Source organism: Micromonospora endolithica (genome assembly GCF_003626595.1).
Lineage (GTDB): Bacteria > Actinomycetota > Actinomycetes > Mycobacteriales > Micromonosporaceae > Micromonospora > Micromonospora endolithica.
This window is the reverse complement of record NZ_RBAK01000005.1, coordinates 397,184-422,612: the sequence shown is the minus strand read 5'-3', so window position 1 is coordinate 422,612 and position 25,429 is coordinate 397,184. Positions and strand designations below refer to the sequence as shown.

Here is a 25,429-nt window from a genome sequence, read left to right as displayed (position 1 = left end):
TTCCGCCCCTTCCGCTACCGGGAAGACTGAGGGACCGCCATGACGCCGCCCCCCACCGAAACCCGCCCGGCGCCGCCGGACCTCCCGACGCCCGTGAAACGGGCACCCGGCACCGGTCTGCGCCGGGGCCTACGACGCTGACCCGGGTGCCGCAGAGTTCCTCCAGGCGGGCGACGTAGCGTCGCGCGTTCTCCGGGAGTTCGTCCTCGGTCCTCGCCTTGCTGATGTCCTCCCACCAACCGTCCAGCTCTTCGTAGATCGGCGTGGCGTGGTGGAAGTCGGTCTGCGTCATCGGCATGTCGTCGAACCGCTCGCCGTTGATCTCGTACCCGACGCAGATCGGCACCTTGGCCAGGCCGGTGAGCACGTCGAGCTTGGTGACCACCAGATCCGTGACGCCGTTGAGGCGGCAGGCGTAGCGGGCGACCACCGCGTCGAACCAGCCGCAGCGCCGTTCCCGGCCGGTGGTGGTGCCGTACTCGTGGCCGACCTTGCGCAGGTGCTGCCCGTTGTCGTCGAACAGTTCGGTCGGGAACGGACCGGAACCGACCCGCGTGGTGTACGCCTTGCTCACCGCGATGACCTTGGTGATCGCGGTCGGCGGGATGCCCGCGCCCACGCACGCCCCACCGGCGGTCGGGTTCGACGAGGTCACGAAGGGATACGTGCCGTGGTCCATGTCGAGCATGGTTGCCTGGGCGCCCTCCAGCAGCACGGTCTCGCCGCGATCCAGGGCGTCCCAGAGCATCACCCGGGTCTCGGCGATGTACGGCTTGAGCCGCTCCGCGTACTCCAGGTACTCCTCGATCGTCGCGTCGACGTCGATCGCTTTCCGGTTGTAGATCTTGAACAGGAGCTGGTTCTTCTCCCGCAGCGCGAGTTCCAGCTTCTTGCGCAGGATGCCCGGGTCCAGCAGGTCCTGGAGGCGGATGCCCATCCGGGCGACCTTGTCGCCGTACGCGGGGCCGATGCCCCGGCCGGTGGTGCCGATCCGGGCGCTGCCCAGGTAGCGCTCGACCACCCGGTCCAGCGCCCGGTGGTGCGGCATGATCAGGTGCGCGTCGCCGGAGATCCGCAGGCGGGACACGTCCACGCCCCGCTCGGCGAGGCCGTCGATCTCGGTGAGCAGCACCTTCGGGTCGACGACCACTCCGTTGCCGATCACGATCATCGCGCTCGGCGACAGGGCACCCGACGGCATCAGGTGCAGCGCGTACTTCTGGCCGTCCGGCGTGATCACCGTGTGGCCGGCGTTGTTGCCGCCGGAGTAGCGCACGACGTAGTCGACCCGCTCACCCAGCAGGTCGGTAACCTTGCCCTTGCCCTCGTCGCCCCACTGGGCACCGAGCAGCACGATCGCTGGCATCTCTTCCGCCTCCAGAAGGCTCGGGTGCCAGGTGGCGACCGGTCGGCGAGCCCGGGGTGTCAGGCTAACAAGTAGTGACGGCGGGGCCGGCAGCGGTCACGCGAGAAGTAGGAGGCTCCTTCGTGTTCGACGTGGTGCTGCTCACCCTGGGCTCGGAGCGGGACGCTCCCGGTGGGGGCTGCGGCAGCGGCGGGGCCTGCTGCGGCGGCACGGACGGGGCCACCCCGGCGGGGACGGGCCCGGACGGGGCCACCCCGGCGAGGACGGACGCGGACGGGATGCCGAGGACGGACGACCGGTGCGAGACGCCGCGCGTACCGGTGCTCGCCTGCGCGGACGCGCTCACCGCCCGGGGGGCCCGGGTGGAGACGGTGACCGCCCGCTCGGACGCCGAGATCGACGAGGTGCTGGCCAGGCTGGACGGCCCGCCCCGCCCCGACGGCCTCACCTGGCCGGACCCCGACTCCAAGACCCGCCTGGTCGTCGCCACGGCCAACGACGCGCAGTTGCGCGCCGTCCTGCGCCGGCTGGTCCGGCGGTACGCCCCACCGCCCAGTCGTCGCCCCGCGGATCTGGCCGGCAACCGGACGGTGCCCGACCTGCCGACGGTGGGCGTACTCCCGCTGGACCCGGCCCGGTCCACCGCCCAGCGTGACCTCGCCGCGCAGCTCGGCCTGCCGCGCGACCCGGCCGCGGTGGCCGCCGCGGTGCTGGACGGCACGGCACGGCGGCTCGACCTGCTGCGCAACGACGGCGGTTCGGTGACCCTCGACGGCGCGTTGCTCGGCGCGGCCGACGACGGCGGCCGGCCGCTGCACTGGCGCGGCCGGGTGGAGGTGGACGACACCGTCCTCTCCAACGGTGACGACCCGCTGGTGGCGTGTGCGATCGGCAACGCCGGTGGGTACGCGCGCCTCGACGACGTGGCGTTGCTGGCCGCCCCGGACCCGACGGACGGGCTGGTCGAGGTGGCGGTGGCGGTGCCGACGGTCACCCGGTCGCGGTGGGGGCGGCGGCGGGTCCGCCTGGAGGTGCGTCGCGCCCGGGGCCGCGCGGTCAGCGTGCTGCCGCGCGAGGGGAAGGTGCCGTTCCTCGACGACGGGGCCGAGGGCGAGCTGGGCCGTAAGCGGTCCTGGTGGACCGAGCCGGGCGCCTGGGCGGTCTGGACGGCCTGACCCCGACGCCGTCGCGCCGTACCGACCGGGTCGGTCCGGGGGCCTATCCTCGGCAGGAGGAATGGGGAGGAACCGTGGTGGACGAGAACGCCGACCGGACGCACGTGCCCGGCCAGCAGCCGATGCCCGAGCGGGACATCGAGCCACCCTGGCCGACGGAGCAGGGCGACGCGCATCCCTGGGCGCCGGCCGCCGGGGCACCGCAACTCCCGCCGCAGCAGCCCGGGCCGCCGGTCCCGCACCACCCGGTCCCACCGCAGTCGGCCGCCGGCCGGCCGCCGTCCGCCGCCGACTACCCGTCGCTTGCCGCCGGCACCTCGGCGCCGGGCGGATGGGCGATGATCGGCCCGCCCGGTGGCGGCTCCGGCTGGACGCCGGCGCCGGCGGCGGGCTGGGCCGGCCCGCCGAGCCAGGGCTGGGCCCCGCCCGCGCCGGGTCTGGACGGCAACCCCGAGCAGTCGGCCACCCGGCCCGGCCCCGGTCGACCCGGGCACGATCCCGCCGATCCGCCGGCACCCCAGTGGGCCACCGGAACCACGTACCCGCCGGCCCAGCCGGAGAGCGGCGCATACCCGCCGGCCCAGCCGGAGAGCGGCGCGTATCCGCCGGCCCAGCCGCAGCAGGCCGGGATCCCGCCGGCCACCGACGCGTTCGGCGCCCCGGTGCACGGCGGCGCGGTTCCGGCACCCCGACCGTCACCGCCGGCCGCCCCGGTCGACCTCGACCAGCCGTTCAGCCTCGACCAGCCGGCCGTCGCCGGCACCGGGACGGCCGTCCCGCAGCACGCCGCCCCCGCCGAACCGCACCGGCCCGACGGCCACCCGCAGGCCGCCGGCCCGCCGGACGACGGTGACGGTGCCGCCCCGCAGGCGACGTACGACCCGACGGCCGGCGCCGGGCCCGACGTCCCGGGGGATCCGACCGACGGTCCGGCGACGCAGGTTGCCCGGGTGCCGACCGAGTCGCCGTGGGCCCAACCACCGCAACGTCCGAGCGCCGGCGAGGCGGCGCCGCCCTGGGCGGCGGCGCAGGCCGGGGCGCTGCCGGTGGTGCCGCCACCACCGGTGCCCCCGCAGCCCGCCGCCGAGATTCCGCCCCACGGCCTGGAGATCCCGCCGGTACCGCAGCACACCCCGGAGGTCCCGCCCCAGCAGGAGCCGGCGGCGGAGCGGCCGGGTCCGTTCCCGCCGCAGCCCGCCTGGCACCCGCCGCCGTGGCAGCAGGGCAGCGCACCGCAGTCCGGGCCGGTTCCGACGGCGTACCCGCCGATGGAGGGTGTCCCGCCGGTGCCTCCCGGGTACCCGGACCAGGGCTGGACCCCGGAGGTCGGCGCGCCGCCCACCGCCGAGGACTTCGCCCGCCGCCGGCAGGTCCGGCCCGCCGACCCGGTCGCCACCATGGGCGTACGCGCCATCGTGAACAGGACCGGGCTGCTGCGGCTCTCGCCGGGTCGGCACGAACAGGAACTGCGCCGGGACATCGAGATGGTCCGCCGCAACTTCGGCGGGCTCCGGCAGGTGACCGTGGTCAACCCGAAGGGCGGGGCCGGCAAGACGGTGGCCATCCTGCTGCTGGCGATGACGTTCGGCCAGAAGCGCGGCGGTTACGTGCTGGCCTGGGACAACAACGAGACCCAGGGCACCCTGGGCATGCGCGCCCAGCAGGACTTCCACTCCCGTACGGTGCGGGACATGCTGCGCGACCTCGGTCAGTTCCACGGCGCGCACGGCCGGGTCGGCGACCTCTCCCAGTACGTCCGCTCACAGGGCGAGGGGATGTTCGACGTCCTCGCCTCCGACGAGTCGGCCACCGGCGGTGAGATGCTCACCGCCGCCGCGTTCGCGGAGATCCGGGAGGTGGTCAGCCGCTTCTACAAGCTGATCTTCGTGGACACCGGCAACAACGTCCGGGCGCAGAACTGGCAGGCCGCGATGGACGCCACCGACCAGCTGGTGGTGACGATGTCGGCCCGTAACGACTCGGCGGAGACGGCCGCCCGGATGCTCGACCACCTGGAGCAGAGCGGCCGGCAGCGGCTCGTCCGGCAGGCGGTCACCGTGGTCTCCATGCCGCCGTCCCGCAAGGAGATCGACCTGCCGGCGATCCAGGAGCACTTCGCGGCCCGGACCAGGGCGGTGCTGCTGGCGCCGTACGAGCGGCTCATCGACAGCGGCGAGCCGATCCGGTACGGGGCGCTCTCGTCGGCCACCCGGGACGCCTGGCTGAAGATCGCCGCCTCGGTGGCCGAGGGGTTGTGACCGGCCGGGTGCTCCGGCACCCGCGGTCCGCAGCGGATGACCCGCGGCGGCCGGCCCGGACCCGCCGGGCCGGCCGCCGGAGGTCAGTTGCTGGCCAGGGCGTCCGCCGCCGCCGGGTCGCAGTCCCGGAGGAACTGGGCGCAGCGGGCCGCCTCGTCCGCCTCACCGATCTCGTCGGCGGCCCGGGACAGCACGTAGAGGCAGCGCAGGAAGCCCCGGTTGGGCTCGTGCGACCAGGGCACCGGACCGTGCCCCTTCCAGCCGCTGCGGCGAAGCTGGTCGAGGCCCCGGTGGTAGCCGGTGCGGGCGTACGCGTACGCCGGCACGACCTGGCCCGCGGCGAACGCCCGGGCCGCCAGCGCGGCCCAGCCCGCGCTGTAGGTCGGGTGGCGGGCAGCCACCGCGGCGAACGCCTCGTCGCTGCCGCTCTCCTCGGCGGCGGCCAGGGCGGCGTCCGCCTCGTCGTGCGTGGGCAGGAGGGTGGCCGGGGGCTCCGGCAACAGGTTCTGCATCGTCCCATTCAACCCGCTTCGCGGTACGACACGCGAGGGGGCCCGCCCGGTCGCTTGGCTGAACGGCTGAGGAGTTGGTCACGCCTGCGGCCCATGCCGCACCGCAAAGTTTTCCACTACAACTATTGGTCCGGAGCCTCCCCAGGACCCGGTCAAGCAGGAGCCCGGTGGTCTCGGCCACCGGGCTCCTGTGCGTCCGGGGTGGTCCGGACGGACCGGACCGCGCGGCCGGCGGCGGTCCGACGGCCCGGCCGCCGGGGTGGGCCGGGTTTGGCAGGTGGCACCCGCCGGGCACGATGATCCGGTGCCGAGCCCACCACCCGCGGACGTCATCGAGCCGCACACCCGCACCGACGAGGTCGAGACCCGCGCCGAGTTCGACCGGCGGCTGGCCACCGGGAACCTGGCCGGGCTGACCGTCCAGGGTCTCCGTCTCGATCTCGACCCACCCGACCTGACCGGTGTCACCGTCTCCGGCACCCTCTTCGTCGGGTGCCGGTTCGCCTCCCGGGACGTGGGCGCCGACCTGGTCCGGCGGGGCGCCAACGTGGTGCCGCCCTTCTCCGGGCTGCCCTACCCGACCCAACCGTCGCACCTGTACACGCCCGGGGAACTGGCCGCCGGCTTCGCCGAGGCGGGTTTCGCCGGGATGTACGACACCCGGGTCTACGAGCACTTCCGGGCGCACGGCGGGGCGTTGCCGGACGTCCGGGAGGCGCTCGGCCAGCGCCTGCACGACCACGGCGTGGACAACGCCCTCGCCGACGCCACCCGCGCCTGGCTGGCCACCCACGGACCGCAGTCGGTGGTGGGCATCATGGGCGGGCACGCCGTGCCGCGCGGCAGCGCGCCGTACCGGATGGCCGCCGTGCTGGGCCGGGAACTGGCCCGGGCCGACCGGCTGGTGGTGACCGGCGGCGGGCCCGGCGTGATGGAGGCGGCGAACCTCGGCGCGTACCTGTCGATGCGGCCGGCGGCGGACCTGACCGCCGCGATCGACCTGCTCGCCGGGGCGCCCGACTTCACCGACCACGACCGCTACACGGCGGCGGCGCTGCGGGTCCGGGAGGTCTTCGGACCCCCGGTGGAACCGCCGCGCGACGACGCCGACCCGGCCGCGTGGGCGCGCGCCGACTCGGCCGCGTGGGCGCGCGCCGACTCGGCCGTGCTGGCCGGCGGCGAACTGGACTGGGCCCGCATCGGTGGGCTGGCCATCCCCACCTGGTTGTACGGGCACGAGCCGGCGAACCTGTTCGCCGGCCGGATCGCGAAGTACTTCTCCAACGCCATCCGCGAGGACACCATCCTGCGGCTGGCCCGGGGCGGGATCGTCTTCGCGCCCGGCCGCGCCGGCACCGTGCAGGAGGTGTTCCAGGCGGCCACCAAGACGTACTACGGCACCGACGGGGCCAGCGGCGCGTACGTGTTCCTGGATCGGGCGTACTGGACCCGGGAACTGCCGGTGGAGGCGCTGCTGCGCCCCCTGCTGGCCGCCTCACCGTTCGGCGACCTCTCCGGGACCGTGCACCTCACCGACGACGTCCACGAGGCCGTCCGCGTCCTCACCGGGTAGGCGTGCCCGGAAGGTGTAAGGAAGGGCCCCTTGTTAACGCCTGGTGTTGTACAAGGGTCCCTTCCTAACGTGCCGCCCGCGCCGGAGAGCCGTCGACGACGGCGGCCGGCCCCCCGGGTGGGGAACCGGCCGTCGGACCGTCAGGCGGTCGTCACTTCATCGTGGTGCCGGTGGAACGCAGGTGCTCGCACGCCTCGACGACCCGGGCGGCGAGACCGGCCTCGGCTGCCTTGCCCCAGGTACGCGGGTCGTACTGCTTCTTGTTGCCGACCTCGCCGTCGATCTTCAGTACGCCGTCGTAGTTGCGCAGCATGTGGTCGGCCACCGGCCGGGTGAAGGCGTACTGGGTGTCGGTGTCGATGTTCATCTTCACCACGCCGTAGTCCAGCGCCGCCCGGATCTCCTCCAGCAGCGAGCCGGAGCCGCCGTGGAAGACCAGGCTGAGCGGCTTGTCCTTGCCGTACTTGGCGCCCACTGCCTCCTGGATCTGGTTCAGGATCTCGGGGCGGAGCTTGACGTTGCCCGGCTTGTAGACACCGTGCACGTTGCCGAAGGTCAGCGCCGCCATGTAGCGGCCCTTCTCGCCCAGGCCGAGCGCCTCGACCATGGCCAGGCCGTCCTCGACGGTGGTGTAGAGCTTGTCGTTGATGGCGTTCTCGACGCCGTCCTCCTCGCCACCGACGACACCGACCTCGATCTCCAGGACGATCTTGCCCTTGGCGGCCTCGTCGAGGAGCTGCGCGGCGATCTCCAGGTTCTCCGCCACCGGCACCGCCGAGCCGTCCCACATGTGCGACTGGAAGAGCGGCTCCTGACCGTTCTTCACCCGCTCCTGGGAGATCGCCATCAGCGGCCGGACGAACTTGTCCAGCTTGTCCTTCGGGCAGTGGTCGGTGTGCAGCGCGATGTTGACCGGGTACTTCTTGGCCACCTCGTGGGCGTACGCGGCGAACGCCACCGCGCCGGTGACCATGTCCTTGACCGACGGGCCGGACAGGTACTCCGCACCACCGGTGGAGACCTGGATGATGCCGTCGCTCTCCGCGTCGGCGAAGCCCTTCAGCGCGGCGTTGAGGGTCTGCGAGGACGTCACGTTGATCGCGGGGTACGCGTACCGGCCGGCCTTGGCGCGGTCCAGCATCTCCGCGTAGGCCTCGGGGGATGCGATGGGCATGTCGAAGGCTCCTTACTTGCCGCTCTCGGCCGTCACCGGCCGCTGCTGTCCATGGGTGCGCCGGACCGCGCTGTCCACCCTCGGCAGTATCCCGTAGGAGGCGACGACGGGCACCACCGGCCCGGCGGCCGTCCACCGGTCGGCCTCACCGGCGCTCCAGACTGTCCGGTACGAGAACACTGATCAGCCAGGTCGCGACGGTCACCACGATGGCGCCCCAGAAGGCCGCCCAGAACCCGTCCACCGAGAAGGGCAGGTCCAGCGCCCGCGCGATCCGGTCGGTCAGCAGGAACAGCAGGGCGTTCACCACCAGCGCGAACAGGCCGAGGGTGAGCAGGTAGAACACGCAACCCAGGACCTTGATGAGGGGCTTCAGCACCGCGTTGACCACACCGAAGATCAACGCCACGACGACCAGCGTGAGCGCGGTGTCACCGCCGGACCGGCCGCCCACCTCGACCCCGGGCACGATCAACGTGGTGACCCACAACGCGACCGCGGTGATCGCCAACCGGATCAGGAAGCCCACGGGACCATCCTGGCACCGGCGGCGGTGCCCGGAAGGCGATTCGGTCGACTCGGCCGGGCCCGGCGACGACCGGCGCGGGCCGCGCCGGTCGGTGTGGGGCAGAGGACCTGGCGGCGGCCGGCGGGCGGCCTGTCGACCAGCGGCCCACGGGGCCAGACCGTACGGTGGGTGGGAACCGCCGCCGAGACCACGGGAGGGACCGATGGGTCAGCCCGACGAGGACTTCACGCCCAGCGACCACCTCGACCCCGAGGAGCGCGACCCGGAGGCGCCCCCGGCCGACGCGGTCGAGCAGGCCACCTCGCTCGACCCTGGAGAGGTCGACGCCGAGCCGCACCGCGGCCTGGAGGTCGCCGACTGGGATGCGATGGAGCAGGCCCGGGTGGTCGGCGCCGACGAGGACGAGTACCGCTGACCCGGTGATCCGCGGCCGGCGCGCGACCCCGGAGCCAGCGCAGCCGGCCGCGGCCGGTGTCACCGCACCCGAGCGCCCGGCAGCCTCGGCCAGCATCACCGCAGCCGGTCAGTGCAGCCGGCGCCACCGCGGCCGGGCCAGCGCGGCCGGTGTCAGCGCAGCCGGGTGACCCGCCCCGGTTCGGCCGCGACCCACTCCGCGAGCCGGTCCGCGCGCCACGCGGCCAGGAACCCGGGCGCGGCCCTGGTGTCCATGAGGACGCGACCCTGTCCGTCCGCCGCCCCGACCGGGAGGCCGAGACCGACGGGTTCGGTGGTCCGCAGGTCGGGCACCACCCGCAGCAGGTCCGGCAGACCCCGCCCGTCGGTCCACGACACGGTCAGGTTCGGCCCGACCAGGTCGAGGAGGCGGGACAGCCGGACCGGGTTGGTCAGCACGCCCTGCTCGCCCGCCCGGCGAACCAGGCCGGCGGCGTACCGCTGGGCGTCGCGGTCCCGCTCCCGCCCGTCCTCCGGCAGGTCGCGGCGCTGCCGCAGTAGGTCGACCGACGCCGCGCCGTCCAGCCACTGACACCCGGCCGGAAAGACCCGCCGGGTGTGCGAGGAGCGCACCTGCTCCGGCAGGCACACCCGTACGCCGTCCATCGCGTCGGTCAGCTCGCGCAGCACCGGGTAGGTGAGCACCGCCCCCGCGTCGACGCGTACGCCGGTGAGGTCGGTGACGGTCCGGCGGGTCAGGTCGTACCCCGCCGCCAGGCCCGGGCCCGCGCCGCGCGCGAACGCCGTGTTGAGCTTGTCGGTACCGTGCCCCGGGATCGGCACCGCCAGGTCGCGGGGAAGCGAGATCAGGTACGGGCGGCTGCGGTCGGCCGGCACGTGCACGATCAGCAGCGAGTCCGCCATCGGCGCCCGGGATCCGGCGGCCGAGTCCAGCCCGACCAGCAGCACGTTCAGCGCCCCGGTCGGGGTGCCGGCACCGCGGTCGCCCATCACCGTGGGCGTCTCCCGCGTCGGGGTGCCGGGCAGGAACTGCGGGACGACGCCGAGTACGCCGACCAGGGCGAACGCCGCCGCGCCGATCCGCAGCCGCTGCCGGCGGCGGCGTCGCCGGGCGGCCAGTCGGTCGATCGCCGCGCGCACCGGGCCGGCCGGTGGGGTCAGCGGCTCGTGCCGGGCGAACGCGGCACGCAGGTCGTCCTCGGTCATGGGCGGGCCTCCGCGTACTCGGTGCGCAACGTGGTCAGGGCGCGGGAGATGCAGGAGCGGACGGTGCCGACGGCGCAACCGAGGATCTCGGCGATCTCCGCGTCCGGCAGGTCCTCGTAGTAACGGAGCACCAGGGTGGCGCGCTGCCGGCGGGGCAGCCGGGCCAGCCAGGACCAGACCTGGTCCCGGTCGACGGTGTGTTGGGCGTGGTCGGACCGGCTCGGCAGGGTCTCGTCCGGCTCGCCGCGCAGCAGCACCCGGCGCACCCACGAGCCGCGCCGCCAGTCCACGAACTGGTTGGTCAGCATCCGGCGCACGTACCGCTCGGGCGAGTCGGCGCGCGCCACCCGCCGCCAGTTCAGCTGGACCCGGACCATCGTGTCCTGCACCAGGTCCTGCGCCTGGTGGGGATCGCCGGTCAGCATGACCGCGTACCGCAGCAACGCGGCCAACCGCGCGTCGGCGAACTCCTCGTACGTCACCACACCTCCCGGGCTCCTGCCACCGATGACGGGCACGGGCGGCGGAAACGTTGCGACCCCGGGTAACAGCGAAGATCCCTTACCGTGCGCAACCGGGTGATCATGTCCCGTCGCCGAAGGTCAACCTTTCGGCTGGTCTTTACCTCGACAGGGCGGCGCGGGGCGGCGCGGAACCTTTGGCGTTCCTTAAGATCCGCTGGCCATCCCTGGCATCCCCCTATCGGAGGACCCCCCACATGCTCACGCACTCCACCCGGCGTTGGCTCGCCGGGCTCGGCGTCGCAGGCGCGCTCGTCGCCGCCTCCGCCGGCCCCGCCGTCGCCCAGGAAAGCGACGTCGACCTCGCCGTCTACTTCCCGGACGTGACCATCGCCGCCGATTCGGCCGGCAAGGTCGAGTACCCCACCGTCTACAGTTCAGCCCCGGTCGTCCTGCACGACCTGACCGTCCGCTACGACTACACCGCGCTCGCCGGCAAGGTGACGGTCACCGACGAGGACAACTCCGAGTGCACCACGCCGGAGGCGAACGTCCTGGTGTGCACCCTGCCGTACGAGGTGGGCATCGAGGACGAGTGGGGCACGACCGGGCTCTTCGAAGCGCTCGTCGCGCCGACGGAGGACGCCGCGGACGGTGTGGAGGGTGCGCTGAAGGTCAGCGTCAGCGCCAAGGGCTTCGATTCCGTCAGCTACGAGTCGCGGGTTCGCGTCGGCGAGGGGGTCGACCTGGCCGCCGGCCCGGAGACCACCCGCTCCGCCGCCCCCGGTGCCAAGTTCACCGCGCCGCTGGCCGTGCGGAACGTCGGCGAGACGACCGCCAAGGGCGCCGCGGTCGTCTTCTACAACGACCACGGCATCCGGGCGGACAAGAAGTACAGCAACTGCACCTACGTCGACGACGAGCTGCGCACATGCCGCTTCGACGAGGCCCTCGCTCCGGGTGCCGGCGGCGCCGCGACGCTCGCGTACGCGCTGGGCAAGGACACCTTCGCGCCCGGCAGCGAGTGGGGCGAGATCATCTGGATGACGCCGGCCGAGTTCGAGGACTTCGAGGCGTACCTCAACAGCAACGACATCACGATCGGCACGCCGGGCACCGGCGGCGATCTGGACCTGGCCGTCAGCGCCGCCAGCGCCCGGGTCAGCGCCCGGGGATCCCAGGCCGACACGCAGCCGGACAACAACGCCACCCACCTCGAGGTCAAGGTCACCGGCAAGAACAGCACCGACCTGGAGGCGATCGGCGCCAAGCTGGCCGGCGGCAAGGGCGCCGAGGTCCCGGCGACCATCGGCTTCCGCAACAACGGTCCGGCCACCCTGGACTACGGCCGCAGCGGCTCCTCGGTGACGCACATGGAGGTGGAGGTGCCCAAGGGCACGTACGCCGCCAAGGTCTCCGACTGGTGCTTCCCCGTCAAGGGCGAGGAGTGGGGCGAGCCGGGCGAGCCGGGTGCCCGCAAGTACAGCTGCTACACCTCCTCCTTCGTCAAGGCCGGCGAGCAGGAGACCTTCGACTTCGTCTTCCGGATCGACGAGGTCATCGCGAACGCGGCCGGCACCGTGAAGATCAACGTGCCGTGCGAGTGCGACGGCGGCTTCTACCAGGACCTGAAGCCGGCCAACGACACCGCGAAGATCCTGGTCAACGCCACCGGCAACGGCGGCGGTGAGGGTGGCGGCGACGGTGACGACCCGACCCTGCCGATCACCGGCGCGAACACCGCCCTCTTCGCCGGCCTCGGCGCCGTCCTCCTCGCCGCCGGCGCCGCCGGCTTCGTGGTGGCCCGCCGCCGCCGGATGCGCTTCGTGGCCTGATCCACCCCGCACCACCGGTGCCCCGCCGACCACCCGGTCGGCGGGGCACCGCCCGTTCCGCCGGCAAAACGGGACGACACAAGATCGAGGTCACTGGGACCATGGGCGGCGTGCTGCTCACCCTCACCACGACCCACCGGCCGGCGACCGACCTCGGTCACCTGCTGGTCAAGCATCCCGACCGCGCGCACGCCTTCGACGTGCCGGTCGGCACCGCGCACGTGTTCTATCCCGAGGCGCACGAGCAGCGCTGCACCGCCGCCCTGCTGCTGGACGTGGATCCGCAGCGGCTGGCCGGCGCGCGGGGTCGCGGCCGGCGACCGGCCGCGACCCCGGAGAGCTTCACCCTCTCCCGGTACGTCAACGACCGCCCCTACGCGGCGTCCAGCCTGCTCTCCTCGGCACTGTCCAAGGTGTACCGGTCGGCCCTGCGGGGGGAGTCCCGGGACCGCCCGGAGCTGGCGGCCACCCCGATCCCGCTGGAGGTACGGGTACCGGTGCTGCGCTGCCGGGGCGGCGCGGACGTCGCCGTGCGGCTGTTCACACCGCTGGGCTGGGCGGTGCGGGCCGTTCCGCTGCCGCTCGACGAGCGGCACCCGGAGTGGGGCGACAGCCGTTACGTGGACCTGACGCTGACCGGCACCGTACGGGTCGCCGACGCCCTCAACCACCTGTACGTGCTGCTGCCGGTGTTGGACGACGCCAAGCACTACTGGGTGGCGCCGGACGAGGTGGACAAGCTGCTCCGGGCCGGGGCGGGTTGGCTGGCCGACCACCCGGAACGGGGTCTGATCAGCCGCCGTTACCTGGCGCACCGGCGCGCGCTCGCCGGTCAGGCGCTGGCCCGGCTGGCGGAGCAGCGGCTGACCGACGAGCCGGCCGCCGCGGATCCGGACGCGGTGGACGAGACCGCCGGCGGGGACGCGGTCCGCGTGCCGTCACTGGCCGTACGCCGGCGGGAGGCGGTGCTCGCCGCGCTGGCCGAGTGCGGCGCGAGCCGGGTGCTGGACCTGGGCTGCGGTGCCGGTGCGCTGCTCACGGCGCTGGCCGGGGACCGGCGGTTCACCGAGATCGTGGGCACGGACGTGTCCACCCACGCGCTGGCCCTGGCCGCCCGGCGGCTGCGCCTGGACCGGCTGCCGGAGCGGCAGCGGGACCGGATCCGGCTGTGGCAGTCCGCGCTGACCTACCGGGACGACCGGCTGCGCGGTTACGACGCGGCGGTGCTGATGGAGGTCGTGGAGCACCTGGACCCGCCGCGCCTGCCCGCGCTGGAGGACGCCGTCCTCGGTCACGCCCGACCGGGGACGGTCGTGGTGACCACGCCGAACGTGGAGTACAACGTGCGCTACGAGGGACTGCCCCCCGGTCGGTTCCGGCACCCCGACCACCGCTTCGAGTGGACCCGTGCCGAGTTCGCCGCCTGGGTGGCGCGGGTGACGACGACGTACGGCTACACGGCGGTGATCCGCGGGGTCGGCGACGAGGACCCGGATCTCGGCGCGCCGACCCAGTTGGCCGTGCTGACCCGGACGGAGGTGACCCGATGACCAGTCTCGACATCCCGGAGCTGGCCCTGGTGGCGCTGGTCGGCATCTCCGGCTCCGGCAAGTCCACGTTCGCCCGCCGCCACTTCGCGTCCACCCAGGTGCTGTCCTCGGACGCCTTCCGCGCGATGGTCGCCGACGACGAAAACGACCAGTCCGCCTCCGCCGAGGCGTTCGACGTGCTGCACTACGTGGCCGGCAAGCGGCTGCGCGCCGGCCGGTTGACCGTGGTGGACGCCACCAACCTCCAGCCGCACGCCCGCGCCGGCCTGGTGCGGGTGGCCCGCGAGCACGACGTGCTGCCGGTGGCGATCGTGCTCGACGTGCCGGAGGTGCTGGCCTGGGAGCGGACCGAGGAGCGCGCCGACCGCACCTTCGGCCGTCCGGTGCTGGCCCGGATGTCCCGGGACCTGCGCCGCACGTACGGGCAGCTGGCCCGGGAGGGTTTCCGCAAGGTGCACGTGCTGCGTGGGGTCGCCGAGATCGACGCCGCCGAGGTCCGTTACGAGAAGCTGTTCAACGACCGGAGGGAGCTGACCGGGCCGTTCGACATCGTCGGTGACGTGCACGGTTGCCGCGCCGAGTTGGAGACGCTGCTGACCCGGCTGGGCTGGGCGCTGCACCGCGACGACGCGGGGCGTCCGGTCGACGCGACGCACCCGTCGGGGCGTACCGCCGTCTTCGTCGGTGACCTGGTGGACCGCGGCCCGGACTCCCCCGGGGTGCTCCGCCTGGTGATGGGCATGGTCGCGGCCGGGCACGCGCTCTGCGTGCCCGGAAACCACGAGCAGAAGCTGCTGCGCAGGCTGCGCGGCCGGAACGTGCGGTTGACCCACGGCCTGGCCGAGACAATGGCGCAGCTGGCCGCCGAGCCGGACGGGTTCGTGGCCGACGTGGCGACCTTCGTGGACGGCCTGACCAGCCACTTCGTGCTGGACGGCGGCCGGCTGGTGGTCGCGCACGCCGGGCTGAAGGAGGCCTACCACGGCCGTGCGTCCGGCCGGGTCCGCTCGTTCGCGCTGTACGGGGAGACCACCGGCGAGACCGACGAGTACGGGCTGCCGGTGCGCTACCCGTGGGCCCGGGAATACCGGGGTGCGGCGACGGTGGTGTACGGGCACACGCCGACTCCCGAGCCGGAGTGGGTGAACAACACCATCTGCGTCGACACCGGCTGCGTGTTCGGCGGTCGGCTCACCGCGCTGCGCTACCCGGAGCGGGAGTTGGTGGCGGTGCCGGCGGAGCGCGAGTGGTACGCCCCGGTTCGTCCGCTGACCGCCGCGCCGGCCCGCCCCGACGAGGTGCTGGAGCTGACCGACGTGACCGGCCGGCGGCACGTCGAGCACCCGTACGGGTCGCTGACCGTGCCGGCGGAGAACGCCGCCGCCGCGCTGGAGGTGCTGAGCCGCTTCGCGGTCGACCCGGCCCGCCTGGTGTGGCTGCCGCCGACCATGGCGCCATGCTCGACGTCCACCCTGGACGGGTTCCTGGAGCACCCGGCGCAGGCGTTCGCCGACTACCGGGCGGCCGGCGTGGACCGGGTGGTCTGCGAGGAGAAGCACATGGGCTCCCGGGCGGTGGTGCTGGTCGGCCGCGAGCCGGCCGGTCCGTTCGGCGGCGGGGTGGTGCACACGCGTACCGGCCGGCCGTTCTTCGGCGAGCCGCTCGACACCGAACTGCTGGCCCGGGTCCGCGCGGCGGTCGACGCGGCCGGGCTGTGGACCGAGCTGGACACCGACTGGCTGCTGCTCGACACCGAGCTGCTGCCGTGGTCGGCCAAGGCCGGCGGCCTGATCCGCGAGCAGTACGCGGGGGTCGGCGCGGCCGGCCGGGCCGCGCTGCCGGCGGCGCTGGACGTGTTGGACGCCGCCGTCGGCCGGGGGCTGGACCTGGGTGCGCTGCGGGACGCCACGGCCCGGCGGCGGGACGAGATCGTGGCCTACACGGCGGCGTACCGGGCGTACGTCGGGCCGACCGACGGGCTGCGCGGGGTGACGCTCGCGCCGTTCGCGGTGCTGGCCGGGGCGACGGCGAGCTACGCCGACCGGGACCACGGCTGGCACCTGGACCTGGCCGACCGGCTGTGCGCCGCCGACCCGGAGTTCTTCACCCCGACCCGGCGGCAGGTGGTGGACCTGTCCGATCCGGCCGCCGAGGCGGCGGCCACCCGGTGGTGGCTGGACCTCACCGGGGCCGGCGGCGAGGGCATGGTGGTCAAGCCGTACGCCGGGCCGGCCGCTCGCTCCGAGCGGGGTTCCCTGCTCCAGCCGGGCATCAAGTGCCGGGGACGGGAGTACCTGCGGATCATCTACGGGCCGGGTTACACCGAGCCGGCGCAGCTCACCGCGCTGCGTCGTCGTTCGCTGGGCCGCAAGCGGGGGTTGGCCCTGCGCGAGCACGGCCTGGGCCTGGCGGCCCTGGACGCCGTGGTCGCCGGCGCCCCGGTGTGGCGCCGCCACGAGCTGGTCTTCGCCATCCTCGCCTGCGAGTCGGAACCGGTCGACCCCCGCCTGTGAGCGCCCTGCGCCGTCGAGCACCGGGGCCGGGTACGGGCACCTAGACTACGGACGTTCCGTTCCGGACCGGCAGCCATCGGAGGTCACCTCGTGTCGACGCCCACCACCACCCTGGCCCTGGGGCCGGACTGGCTCGATCCAGAGGTGTTGATCTCCACGTTCGGGCTGATCGGCATTCTGGTGATCGTCTTCGCCGAGTCCGGCCTGCTGATCGGGTTCTTCCTGCCCGGCGACTCGCTGCTCTTCACGGCGGGCCTGCTGGTCGCCGACGGGAAGTACATCACCTACCCGTTGTGGCTGGTCTGCCTGCTCATCACCATCGCGGCCATCGCCGGCGACCAGGTCGGGTACGCGTTCGGCCGCAAGGTCGGCCCGGCGCTGTTCCGCCGGCCGAACTCGCGACTGTTCAAGCAGGAGAACGTGCTGAAGGCACACGACTTCTTCGAGAAGTACGGCGCCCGGTCGATCGTGCTGGCCCGCTTCGTGCCGATCGTGCGGACGTTCACGCCGATCGTGGCCGGGGTCAGCCGGATGAACTACCGCACGTTCGTCACCTACAACGTGATCGGCGGCATCCTCTGGGGCACCGGCGTGACGGTGCTCGGCTATTTCCTCGGCCAGATCCCGTTCGTCAAGGCGAACATCGAGTTCATCCTCATCGCGATCGTGGGGATCTCGGTGATCCCGATCGCGGTGGAACTGCTCCGGGCGTGGCTGGCCGCACGACGCGGCACCACACCGCAGGAGCGGGCCGCCGCCGAGGAGGCCATCCGGGAGACCCGGGAGCACTACGGCAAGCACTGACCGCGGGCGCGGGCACCGACCACACGGCGGGAGCCGCGCGGGATCAGCGGCCCGGCCGGCCGTCCGGTGCCGTCCCCGACGGGAAGGACACCGGACGATCGGTACGGGTCAGCGCGCCTTCTTGGTGGCACGCTTGCGCGGCGGGGTGAGCAGATCGGCGATCGTGGCGATCGCCGACGGCACCAGCCGGTAGTAGGCCCAGACCCCACGCTTCTCCCGCTCCAGCAAGCCGGCCTCGGTGAGGATACGCAGGTGGTGGCTGACCGTCGGCTGGGAGAGGCCGAGCGGTGCGGTCAGGTCACAGACGCACGCCTCGCCCTCGGGGGCCGACTGGATCAGGCTGAGCAGCCGCAGTCGAGCGGGATCCGCGAGGGCCTTGAGGACCCCCGCGAGACGCTCGGCATCGGCACGTTCGATCGGCTCGCCGGCAAGCGGCGAGATCTGAGGCATGGTCATTTCAGCCAACGCAGTTCCCACGAAATCCATCCTTCCACCATGAGCATCGATCCGCCTGCATATCAGCAGATCCGAATCGGTAAACTTTTAGGCCACAAGGCCGAGGTCAGCCAACGTATAGGCCGCCCGATACGGCAATCCGGCGGCTCGCACCGCGTCGCCGGCGCCTCGATCAACAATAACCGCCACACCCACCACCTCGGCCCCGGCCTCACGAAGGGCTTCGACCGCGGTCAACACGCTTCCGCCGGTGGTGGAGGTGTCCTCCACCGCCAGAACCCGCCGCCCGGCCACGTCCGGGCCCTCGATCCGGCGTTGCAGGCCGTGCGCCTTACCCGCCTTGCGGACCACGAAGGCGTCCAGTGGACGGTCCGTCCCGGACGCCGCGTGCAGCATCGAGACGGCGACCGGATCGGCGCCCAGGGTCAGGCCACCCACCGCGTCGTATGCCCAGTCTGCGGTCAGGTCACGCATCACCTGACCGACCAGTGGTGCCGCCTGGTGATGGAGCGTGACGCGCCGCAGATCGACGTACCACTCCGCCTCGCGGCCCGAGGAGAGCACCACACGGCCGTGCACCACAGCCAGGTCGCTAATGAATTTACGCAGGTCGTCGTGGGCCCCCATGGCGATAGAGCGTACTGCTCGACGCTGGGAGCCGGGTGTGGGGTCCACCCGGGTCAGCCCTGCGGGCGATGAGATGAGTGGCGATGGACGGCTACGCTGCGCGACTGCGGTCCGCGTGTCGGGCCACCGGCGGAAGGGATCGGACCGCCGGCTCCGGGAGCCGGTGGGTCAGCGCTCGTCCCGGCCGATCCGGCCGCGGGTGTCCCGGGACACCACGTCGAGCAGCCGCCGGGGCGCGTGCCGCAGGCCCGCCACGGCGAGCTTGTACTTCCAGGCCGGAATGCTGACCAGCTTGCCTTTCCGCAGGTCACGAAGGGCTTCGTCGACCACGTCGTCGGCTCGCAGCCACATCCACTCGGGAGTCTTCGACATGTCGATGCCGGCTCGCGAGTGGAATTCGGTGCGGGTGTAACCGGGGCACAGCGCCATCACGCGTACGCCGAAGGGGCGGGCGGACTGGCCGACGGACTCACTGAAGTTGGTGACCCAGGCCTTGCTGGCGGAGTATGTCGAGCCCGGCATGACCGCCCCGAATCCCGCAACCGAAGAGACATTTATCACTGCCCCGTGGCGCCGTTCGGTCATCGTACGCAGGGCCGCGAGGGTCAACCGCATGACCGCGTGCACGTTCAACCGCAGCAGTCGTGCCTCGTCCTCGACGGTCGACCGGAGGAACGGCTTGTTCAGGCTGATGCCCGCGTTGTTGACCACCAGTTCCACCGGGGACCCGTCGGCGAGCCGCCGTTCCACCACCGCGCAGCCGTCGTCGGTGGACAGATCGGCGGGAAGGGTCTCCACCTGGTGACCGTGCCGGGCGGTCAGCTCGGCCGCGTGTTCGTCGAGTCGGGTGGCGTCCCGGGCGACCAGCACCAGGTGCCAGCCGTCGGCGGCCAGCCGGCGGGCGAACGCCGCACCGATGCCGGCGGTCGCCCCGGTGATCAACGCCCGTCGCTCGGTGGTCGGCTGGTCGAGCGGCACGGGCTGGTCCTCACCTCGGCGGGTACGGGGGCGCGGGCGGCGTCCCCGGGGGCTGCGGGTAGGCGTACGGGGCGGGCTGGGTGGCCGGACGCCGGCGGAACCACGTGTTGGCCGCCGGCAGCGCCAGCAGTACGGCCACCACAACGTAGCCGAGCACCTGGCCCACCGAAAGCCCCGCGCCGAGCGGGATCCACCAGCCCGGGTACGCGTCGGCGACGAGGGCGATCACCTCGGCGGCACCCCGCTCGTCCTCACCCAGTCGCAGCGGGACCAGCCGCTGGCCGGCCTGCACGGCGAGGGAGCAGCAGCCGAGCAGCATGCCCAGACCGGCCACCACCCAGGTGCCCACCCGGGCACCCGGCCGCCCGGCGCGCAGGCCGACGGCCAGACCGACGAGCAGCAGCGCGGCCAGCACGCTGACCACCGCCGAGGCAACCCCGGAGATCCACAGCAGGGCGACCACGCCGTCGACGTCGTCGGGGCGGGCGGAGGTGCCGGCGGCGGCCGACCGGAGGGCGTCGACGGTGCCGGCGATGGTGAGCAGGCCGGCGACGGCGTACCCGAGCGCGGCCACCGCCATCACCGCGAGCAGGGCGACGGCGAGGGTCACCACCGCCGGTCGACGGGCCGGTGCCTGATCGGGGTACGACACGACGAGTCCCTCCGGTAGGTGTGGATGCAACCTACTCGGAGGGACCGTCGGCGTCGCCGTTACCGGTGCGTCAACTCACCGGCGGCGGGTTCTGACCGGGGCGGTCCGTACCGGGCTGCTCCGGGCCGCCGGAGGCGGAGCCGGTGCCCGGCTGGCCGGGCGGCGGCGGGTAACCGGGTTCCCCGGAGGACTGCGGGTAGCCCGGGGTCTGCGGGTAGCCCGGCTCGCCGGATGCCTGCGGGTGGCCCGGGTAGGACGCGCCGGGAACCGGCGGCTCCCAGCCCTGCTGCTGCTTGCGGAAGAACTCGTTGGCCTTCGGCAGGGCCAACAGGATCAGCGCCGCCAGCAGCGCCAGGACGCTCAGCACCCCGAGCAGCGTGTTGACCGGCCCGTACCAGGACGGCAGGGCGTCCTCGACCCGCCGCTGGATCTCCTCCTGGCTCGGCACGTCGCCCGACGTCTGGCCACCCATCGAGTTGCCCAGCGAGCTGCCGAGCAGGCCGAAGCCGGTGCAGCAGAGCGCGATGCCGCCGACCACCCAGGTGGTGATGCGGGCGCCGTTCTTGCCCCGCATGTTGAGCAGGGCCAGCACCACCAAGCCGATGGCGAAGAGCAGGCTGACTACACCGGCACCGATGCCGACGACGGCGATGACCCCTTCAGTACCTTCCATGTCGCTGCCGGCGTAGGCATCCGAATAGACATCCTGGACGGTACCGATGGTGGTGAGCGCGACGATCAGCCCGAGCAGCGCCAGGGCGGCGTAGAACATGAGCAGGTAGCTGGAAATGGTCACCTCGCGCGGGCGTACCCGAGCTGGTGCGTTGTGGTGGGGATCGACCACGATTCTCCTTCCCTAGATCGCGGTGACACCGTATCGACTTCCGGCCACCGAGGCAGGTCGAGACGGGCGGACCCGCCGAAACGGCCGCCTCAGTAGCCGCGCCACTCCGTGCGCGCGTACTCCAGCACCCGGGGCCGCAGCAGCGTCGAGGCCGACACGTCCACCCGGTCCCGGTCGGCCGGGAACGCACCGGCGGCGGCCAGGGTGTCCGCGTCCAGGAAGCGCAGCGCCGGCGCGTCGGGCGGCAGCGTCAGGACGGGCGGCGCGCTACCCGGGGCGGCGAGCAGGAAGCCCCAGTCGCCGAAGGAGGGCACGTCCACGTGGTACGGCGTGACCGCGAACCCGGCCTCCCGCAGCGACGCCTCGATCGACCAGTACGACCGGGGCGCGAAGTACGGGGAACCGGACTGCACCACCAGCCGCCCGGCCTCGGCGAGCACCCGTTTCACCAGCGCGTAGAACTCGACCGTGTAGAGCTTCGCGGTGGCCGTCTCGTCCGGGTCCGGCAGGTCCGCCACCACCGCGTCGAACCGGTCGGTGGCGGTACGCAGCCAGCCGAACGCGTCGGCGTGCACCACGCGTACCCGGGGGTCGTCGAGCGCCCCGGCGTTGAGCCGGCGCAGTTGCGGCTCGGCGCGGGCCAGCGCCACCACGGCCGGGTCGAGGTCCACCACGGTGATCCGGCGGATGTCCGGGTAGCGCAGCAGTTCCCGGACGGCCAGCCCGTCGCCGGCGCCGAGCACCAGCACCTCGCCGCGCGTTCCGTTCAGCACCGGGTGCACCAGCGCCTCGTGGTAGCGGTACTCGTCCACCGAGGAGAACTGGAGGTCACCGTTGAGGAACAACCGCAGGTCGGTGGCGCCGGTCCGGCCCGGCTCGGCGACCGAGCGGGTGAGCACGATCTCCTGGTAGCGGCTGCGTTCGGCGTGCACCACCGGATCGCGGTACAACTGCTGCCGGGTGGTCACCTCGAAGTCGCGGGCGGTCAGCCACGCGTACCCCAGGCAGAGCGCCACCACGACGGAGCCGGCGGTGAGCGCGACGCGTGCCCGCCGGCTCAGCTCCCGGCGGAAGACGGTGAAGACCAGGGCGACCCCGGCGACGGCGTTCACCGCACCGACCACCAGGGCGCCCTTGAGCTGGCCGAAGATCGGCAGCAGCAGGAACGGGAAGGCCAGGCCGCCGAGCAGCGCGCCGACGTAGTCGGCGGCGAAGAGGTCCGCCACCGCGCTGCCGGCGGACTGCTCGCGGATCCGTTGCAGCAGCACCATCAGCAGCGGAATCTCCGCGCCGATCAGCAGGCCCAGCACGAACGCCGTCGCCACCAGCGCCGGGCCGTAGAGGTCCAGCCAGGCGAACGCGGCGTACAGGCCGAGTACGGAAAGGCCGCCGAGCAGCGCCAGGACCAGTTCGACCGCGGCGAACGCGGCGGCGGCCCGGGACTGCAACGGCTTCGCGGCCAGCGCCCCGACCCCCATCGCGAAGACCATCACCCCGAGCACGATCGACGCCTGCCCGACCGTGTCGCCGATCAGGTAGCTGCCGAGCGCGACCAGGGCCAGCTCGTACACCAGCCCGCAGGCCGCGCACACGAAGACCGCGGCCAGCACGGTGGCGCGGGCCAGCCGCCACCGGGCCGGCGCGTCGACGGTCACGCCCGCTCCGGCGTACGCCTCGACGGGTCCTTCCCGGCGCGGTGCACCGGGACGGCGGGCGGCGCGGCCCGCTGCCGGCGGCGCTGCACCAGGCCGACGGTGACCAGCAGCGCGGTGATCAGCAGCAGCACCGCCGCGCCGATCAGCCAGCCCCGGCGGTCCCGCCACAGGTCGCTGCCGGCGTCGGCGAGCGGCGCCGGCGGGGCGGCCGGCGCGGCGGTGGCGACCGGCGCGAACTCGGCCCTGCCCCGCTCGGCGACCAGCAGCGGCAGGGTGACGGCGGCCCGGGTGACCGCCCATCCCGGGTCGTCGACGAACGCGTCGGGGGCCAGGTCGAACCGCTCCAGTCCCCGCTCGATCAGGATCAGGTCGGTGGCCGGGAAGTCCGCCGATCCGTCGACATCCACCGTGGCGCGGTCGTCGGCCTCGCTGCTCTCCAGGGTGTAGGTGACCCGGCCGACCACCTCGACCCAGCGCGGGCAGCGCGGGTCCTCCGCCGCCGGGATCCCGTCACCGAGGTTGGAGCCGACGCTGATCGGATCGCCGCCGTACCCACGGGTCAACCGCCAGCCGTAGCAGACGCCCTGACTCTCGAAGGCGCTGCGCAGGATCGGCACGGTGTCGGTGCGCTGGGTGGCGGTGGGCGGCAGGACGGCGGTGCCGTCGCCGTCGTTCCCGGTGACCGAGATCCCGACGACGACGCCGGCCAGCACCAGGAGACCGATACCCCAGCCCAGGGCGTTCTTCGCGTCGGCCATCAGCTGATCGCGGCGGCGATGATCGCGCCGGAGGCGAGGTGGACGACGGCCGACACCCAGACCGCCGGGTGCGGCTCCGGGTCCACCAGGATCTCCCCCAGCCGCCCGGGGGTGGCGGCGTCGAGCAGCAGGAACCCGGCGGCCATGATGACCAGGCCGAGGATCCCGTACGCGGCCGCGCCGACCAGTCCGAGCACGAAGTCGTCCTCGCTGGCGGCGATCGCGGCGACCACGATGACGCCCACGCCGGCCAGGTTGGAGGCGAGCAGCAGCGCGGCGTTGCGGTTGCGCTCGTTCCAGATCAGCTCGTGGAGCTTGCCGGGGGTGGCCACGTCGACCAGGACGTAGCCGATGCCCATGAGGACGATGCCGACCACGCCGTAGGCGAGGGTGACCAACAGGTCGGTGACGAGGGTCTGCACAGGGATGCTCCAGGGGATTCGTTCGGTGGGGCGGGCCCGGGTCTACTTGCCGCTGCCGGGGCCGCCGCCCCGGACGGTGTTCCCCCGCCCCCAACCCCAGTGGCTGCCGACCGTGGAGTGGTAGCGCGGGTACGCGGTGTTCAGTCGTTCCAGCAGGATCAGCGAGCCGGCGGCGAGCGGCAGGATCACCACCGAGTCGTCGTCGTAACGCAGGTACACGCCGCTGCCGTCGACGTACTGGTCGGCCGGCTTCCAGGCGTCGCTGACCTCCTGCGCCACCGTGCTCGGGTTCTTGGTGCTGGTGAACGCGACCGCGTCCGAGCCGATGTCCTGCGCGGCGGCCCGGCGGTAGCGGTCCTCGACGAACCCGCGCGGCGAGAAGTTGCCGTAGAAGATGGCGAACGCGGCGATCAGCGCGCCGATCACGGCGAACACCACACCCACCAGGAACCAGCGTCGGTACGTCATCGCAGGGCCACCACCGTTTCGGTCAGGACCAGTTCGTTGGTCTGGGGGTACGCGTGCCAGGTGCGCCAGCGGAGGGTGCCGTCGGGCGGGTCGGGACGCACCGACAGGGCGGTCACCGCGTCCACGTCACCGGGGAAGACGCCGACCAGCGCGTACGGGTCGTCGGCCAGCTCGGCGCGGAGCCGGGCCACCCGCTCGGCCAGACCGTCGCCGTCGGGACGCAGCACGGCGGCGGTGAACCGGTAACCGGTGCGCTCGTCGTGCAGCGCTCCGGGCAGGTCGGGACTGCGGCCGGGCAGGCAGGCCACCGTCTCGGTCAGCGTGGTGCCGGACGCGCGCACCACCACCTGGTGGGAGGCCCCGAGCAGCCGTAGCCGCAGCCGCACCGCACCGGGCAGGTCGAGGTCGAGCACGTGCAGCGCGGGCCGCTCCTCGTCGTCCAGGGCGAGGCTCAGCTCGGCGGCGCTGGTGTCGACGTACGGGGTGTGCAGGGTGACGAGCACTCAGCCCACCTCTGCCTGCGGGTAGATCATCACCTCGGCCCGGTGCAGCTTCTCGCCCCGGGCCACCTCCCAGCCCGCCTCGCCGTACGCCTCGAAGGAGAGCCGCGCACCGCCGGACGCCTGGTAGTCGTGGTAGCGCATGGTGCCGCTCGGGTCCAGGCCGGTGGTGCCGACGGCGGTGTACCGCGCCTGACCCGACTCGTTCCAGCTGTAGCGGCGGCCGTCGAAGTCGAGGGTGGGCGCCCCCGGGGTGACCGTCGCGCCCGGCTCGGCCGCCCACAGCACCAGTTCCAGCTCCGGGTCCTCCTCCACCGACAGCCACCGGCGGACCTCACCGGCATCGTCGAGCAGGTGCTCGGCCCAGCTCCAGCCGCCCTCGACCAGGCGGATCGTGCCGCGCACGGCGAACGACACGCCCCGGATCTCGACGATGTCGCCGGGCTTCAGGCGGCGCGGGTCGCCGCGCAGCGCGTCCGAGTCGCGGTCCCGCAGCGGGTCCTCCGGAGCCTTGGCGGCCGGCGGGCGGGACCGGGAGCGGCGCAGGGCCACGACGGCGACCACCACCCCGGCCACGCCGACGAGACAACCCACCGCCGCCAGCACATACGCCACCGAACCGTTCACCGACAACCTCCCCAGGTACGTCGGCGGAGACGGTAACAACCCCGCGCACCTGGGGAAACCTGGCGTCTTCAG

The 25,429-nt window shown here is 73.3% G+C and carries 25 protein-coding genes; 8 read left to right on the top strand and 17 right to left on the bottom strand.

The genetic code is table 11. The features are described from left to right. The coding region (locus D7223_RS16410; protein ID WP_238162043.1) for an adenylosuccinate synthase at positions 1-1,366 on the bottom strand (1,366 nt) is incomplete at its 3' end. Positions 1,367-1,488: 122 nt separating this feature from the next. Here D7223_RS16410 and D7223_RS16405 point away from each other — a divergent pair. Both D7223_RS16405 and D7223_RS16400 read left to right on the top strand, forming a co-directional pair. Beyond that, positions 1,489-2,541 carry a diacylglycerol kinase family protein gene (locus D7223_RS16405; protein WP_120729254.1) on the top strand — a complete coding sequence of 351 codons (1,053 nt, stop codon included), beginning with the start codon at positions 1,489-1,491 and terminating at the stop codon, positions 2,539-2,541. 77 nt (positions 2,542-2,618) lie between these two features. Further along, a complete protein-coding gene (locus D7223_RS16400) occupies positions 2,619-4,799 on the top strand; it encodes a chromosome partitioning protein (RefSeq protein ID WP_420330316.1) in 2,181 nt (726 codons plus the stop codon). 83 nt (positions 4,800-4,882) lie between these two features. Here the strand turns inward: D7223_RS16400 and D7223_RS16395 are convergent, their stop codons facing one another. After that, positions 4,883-5,311: a DUF3151 domain-containing protein gene (locus D7223_RS16395; protein WP_120729253.1), complete on the bottom strand. Its 429-nt coding sequence runs from the start codon at positions 5,309-5,311 to the stop codon at positions 4,883-4,885. A 304-nt stretch (positions 5,312-5,615) separates the two neighbouring features. On the opposite strand from D7223_RS16395, the gene D7223_RS16390 reads away from it, so the two are divergent. Continuing rightward, entirely contained in the window at positions 5,616-6,884 is a 1,269-nt protein-coding gene (locus D7223_RS16390) for an LOG family protein (protein ID WP_120729290.1), read from the top strand. 151 nt (positions 6,885-7,035) lie between these two features. On the opposite strand, the gene fbaA is transcribed toward D7223_RS16390, so the two are convergent. Beyond that, on the bottom strand, positions 7,036-8,058 hold the full coding sequence (fbaA, locus tag D7223_RS16385) for a class II fructose-bisphosphate aldolase (protein ID WP_120729252.1): 1,023 nt from the start codon (positions 8,056-8,058) through the stop codon (positions 7,036-7,038). Between the two features lie 145 nt (positions 8,059-8,203). Next, on the bottom strand, positions 8,204-8,587 hold the full coding sequence (locus tag D7223_RS16380) for a phage holin family protein (protein WP_120729251.1): 384 nt from the start codon (positions 8,585-8,587) through the stop codon (positions 8,204-8,206). 202 nt (positions 8,588-8,789) lie between these two features. Here D7223_RS16380 and D7223_RS16375 point away from each other — a divergent pair, with 202 nt between their 5' ends. Then, positions 8,790-9,002, top strand: coding sequence for a hypothetical protein (locus D7223_RS16375; RefSeq protein WP_120729250.1), 213 nt, complete (start codon positions 8,790-8,792; stop codon positions 9,000-9,002). A 152-nt stretch (positions 9,003-9,154) separates the two neighbouring features. On the opposite strand, the gene D7223_RS16370 is transcribed toward D7223_RS16375, so the two are convergent. Together D7223_RS16370 and D7223_RS16365 are read right to left on the bottom strand one after the other, a co-directional pair. Beyond that, positions 9,155-10,207 carry an LCP family protein gene (locus tag D7223_RS16370; protein WP_120729249.1) on the bottom strand — a complete coding sequence of 351 codons (1,053 nt, stop codon included), beginning with the start codon at positions 10,205-10,207 and terminating at the stop codon, positions 9,155-9,157. Beyond that, complete coding sequence (locus D7223_RS16365) at positions 10,204-10,689, bottom strand: SigE family RNA polymerase sigma factor (RefSeq protein ID WP_120729289.1); 486 nt, start codon at positions 10,687-10,689, stop codon at positions 10,204-10,206. The genes D7223_RS16370 and D7223_RS16365 overlap by 4 nt, the downstream gene beginning before the upstream one ends. 236 nt (positions 10,690-10,925) lie before the next feature. Between D7223_RS16365 and D7223_RS16360 the strand changes: the two genes are divergently transcribed. The 4 genes from D7223_RS16360 to D7223_RS16345 all read left to right on the top strand — a co-directional run bounded on the left by D7223_RS16360 (position 10,926) and on the right by D7223_RS16345 (position 17,370). Then, complete coding sequence (locus D7223_RS16360) at positions 10,926-12,503, top strand: LPXTG cell wall anchor domain-containing protein (protein WP_120729248.1); 1,578 nt, start codon at positions 10,926-10,928, stop codon at positions 12,501-12,503. A 110-nt stretch (positions 12,504-12,613) separates the two neighbouring features. Further along, a complete protein-coding gene (locus D7223_RS16355; protein ID WP_120729288.1) occupies positions 12,614-14,053 on the top strand; it encodes a 3' terminal RNA ribose 2'-O-methyltransferase Hen1 in 1,440 nt (479 codons plus the stop codon). Further along, on the top strand, positions 14,050-16,566 hold the full coding sequence (locus D7223_RS16350; protein WP_120729247.1) for a polynucleotide kinase-phosphatase: 2,517 nt from the start codon (positions 14,050-14,052) through the stop codon (positions 16,564-16,566). The genes D7223_RS16355 and D7223_RS16350 overlap by 4 nt, the downstream gene beginning before the upstream one ends. Before the next feature lie 90 nt (positions 16,567-16,656). Continuing rightward, positions 16,657-17,370 (top strand): DedA family protein, encoded by a 714-nt coding sequence (locus D7223_RS16345; RefSeq protein WP_120729246.1) that lies wholly within the window; start codon positions 16,657-16,659, stop codon positions 17,368-17,370. 108 nt (positions 17,371-17,478) lie between these two features. Here the strand turns inward: D7223_RS16345 and D7223_RS16340 are convergent, their stop codons facing one another. The 11 genes from D7223_RS16340 to D7223_RS16290 all read right to left on the bottom strand — a co-directional run bounded on the left by D7223_RS16340 (position 17,479) and on the right by D7223_RS16290 (position 25,357). Then, positions 17,479-17,856: an ArsR/SmtB family transcription factor gene (locus tag D7223_RS16340; protein WP_120729245.1), complete on the bottom strand. Its 378-nt coding sequence runs from the start codon at positions 17,854-17,856 to the stop codon at positions 17,479-17,481. Positions 17,857-17,913: 57 nt separating this feature from the next. Then, on the bottom strand, positions 17,914-18,453 hold the full coding sequence (gene pyrE / locus D7223_RS16335; protein ID WP_120729244.1) for an orotate phosphoribosyltransferase: 540 nt from the start codon (positions 18,451-18,453) through the stop codon (positions 17,914-17,916). Between the two features lie 168 nt (positions 18,454-18,621). Next, positions 18,622-19,431, bottom strand: coding sequence for an SDR family NAD(P)-dependent oxidoreductase (locus D7223_RS16330; protein WP_120729243.1), 810 nt, complete (start codon positions 19,429-19,431; stop codon positions 18,622-18,624). Between the two features lie 10 nt (positions 19,432-19,441). Beyond that, the gene (locus D7223_RS16325; RefSeq protein WP_120729242.1) at positions 19,442-20,083 is read right to left on the bottom strand and encodes a hypothetical protein; all 642 of its coding nucleotides are present in this window, start codon (positions 20,081-20,083) and stop codon (positions 19,442-19,444) included. A gap of 70 nt (positions 20,084-20,153) precedes the next feature. After that, positions 20,154-20,927 (bottom strand): hypothetical protein, encoded by a 774-nt coding sequence (locus D7223_RS16320; RefSeq protein ID WP_238162041.1) that lies wholly within the window; start codon positions 20,925-20,927, stop codon positions 20,154-20,156. 89 nt (positions 20,928-21,016) lie between these two features. Further along, positions 21,017-22,582: a polyamine aminopropyltransferase gene (locus tag D7223_RS16315; protein WP_120729240.1), complete on the bottom strand. Its 1,566-nt coding sequence runs from the start codon at positions 22,580-22,582 to the stop codon at positions 21,017-21,019. Beyond that, the gene (locus D7223_RS16310; RefSeq protein ID WP_238162039.1) at positions 22,579-23,340 is read right to left on the bottom strand and encodes a hypothetical protein; all 762 of its coding nucleotides are present in this window, start codon (positions 23,338-23,340) and stop codon (positions 22,579-22,581) included. The genes D7223_RS16315 and D7223_RS16310 overlap by 4 nt, the downstream gene beginning before the upstream one ends. After that, positions 23,340-23,762: a DUF350 domain-containing protein gene (locus tag D7223_RS16305; protein ID WP_120729239.1), complete on the bottom strand. Its 423-nt coding sequence runs from the start codon at positions 23,760-23,762 to the stop codon at positions 23,340-23,342. The genes D7223_RS16310 and D7223_RS16305 overlap by 1 nt, the downstream gene beginning before the upstream one ends. 42 nt (positions 23,763-23,804) lie before the next feature. Beyond that, the gene (locus D7223_RS16300; protein WP_120729238.1) at positions 23,805-24,230 is read right to left on the bottom strand and encodes a DUF4247 domain-containing protein; all 426 of its coding nucleotides are present in this window, start codon (positions 24,228-24,230) and stop codon (positions 23,805-23,807) included. Then, positions 24,227-24,733: a DUF2617 family protein gene (locus D7223_RS16295; protein ID WP_120729237.1), complete on the bottom strand. Its 507-nt coding sequence runs from the start codon at positions 24,731-24,733 to the stop codon at positions 24,227-24,229. The genes D7223_RS16300 and D7223_RS16295 overlap by 4 nt, the downstream gene beginning before the upstream one ends. Beyond that, positions 24,734-25,357, bottom strand: coding sequence for a DUF4178 domain-containing protein (locus tag D7223_RS16290; RefSeq protein WP_120729236.1), 624 nt, complete (start codon positions 25,355-25,357; stop codon positions 24,734-24,736). Positions 25,358-25,429 lie beyond the last annotated feature (72 nt).

What these genes read in the sequence shown, in the direction of transcription:
- D7223_RS16395 (WP_120729253.1), bottom strand. Translation starts at nt 5,311, where the DNA reads ATGCAGAACCTGTTGCCGGAGCCCCCGGCCACCCTCCTGCCCACGCAC.
- fbaA (WP_120729252.1), bottom strand. Translation starts at nt 8,058, where the DNA reads ATGCCCATCGCATCCCCCGAGGCCTACGCGGAGATGCTGGACCGCGCC.
- D7223_RS16375 (WP_120729250.1), top strand. Translation starts at nt 8,790, where the DNA reads ATGGGTCAGCCCGACGAGGACTTCACGCCCAGCGACCACCTCGACCCC.
- D7223_RS16370 (WP_120729249.1), bottom strand. Translation starts at nt 10,207, where the DNA reads ATGACCGAGGACGACCTGCGTGCCGCGTTCGCCCGGCACGAGCCGCTG.
- D7223_RS16360 (WP_120729248.1), top strand. Translation starts at nt 10,926, where the DNA reads ATGCTCACGCACTCCACCCGGCGTTGGCTCGCCGGGCTCGGCGTCGCA.
- D7223_RS16350 (WP_120729247.1), top strand. Translation starts at nt 14,050, where the DNA reads ATGACCAGTCTCGACATCCCGGAGCTGGCCCTGGTGGCGCTGGTCGGC.
- D7223_RS16340 (WP_120729245.1), bottom strand. Translation starts at nt 17,856, where the DNA reads ATGGATTTCGTGGGAACTGCGTTGGCTGAAATGACCATGCCTCAGATC.
- pyrE (WP_120729244.1), bottom strand. Translation starts at nt 18,453, where the DNA reads ATGGGGGCCCACGACGACCTGCGTAAATTCATTAGCGACCTGGCTGTG.
- D7223_RS16310 (WP_238162039.1), bottom strand. Translation starts at nt 23,340, where the DNA reads ATGGCCGACGCGAAGAACGCCCTGGGCTGGGGTATCGGTCTCCTGGTG.
- D7223_RS16300 (WP_120729238.1), bottom strand. Translation starts at nt 24,230, where the DNA reads ATGACGTACCGACGCTGGTTCCTGGTGGGTGTGGTGTTCGCCGTGATC.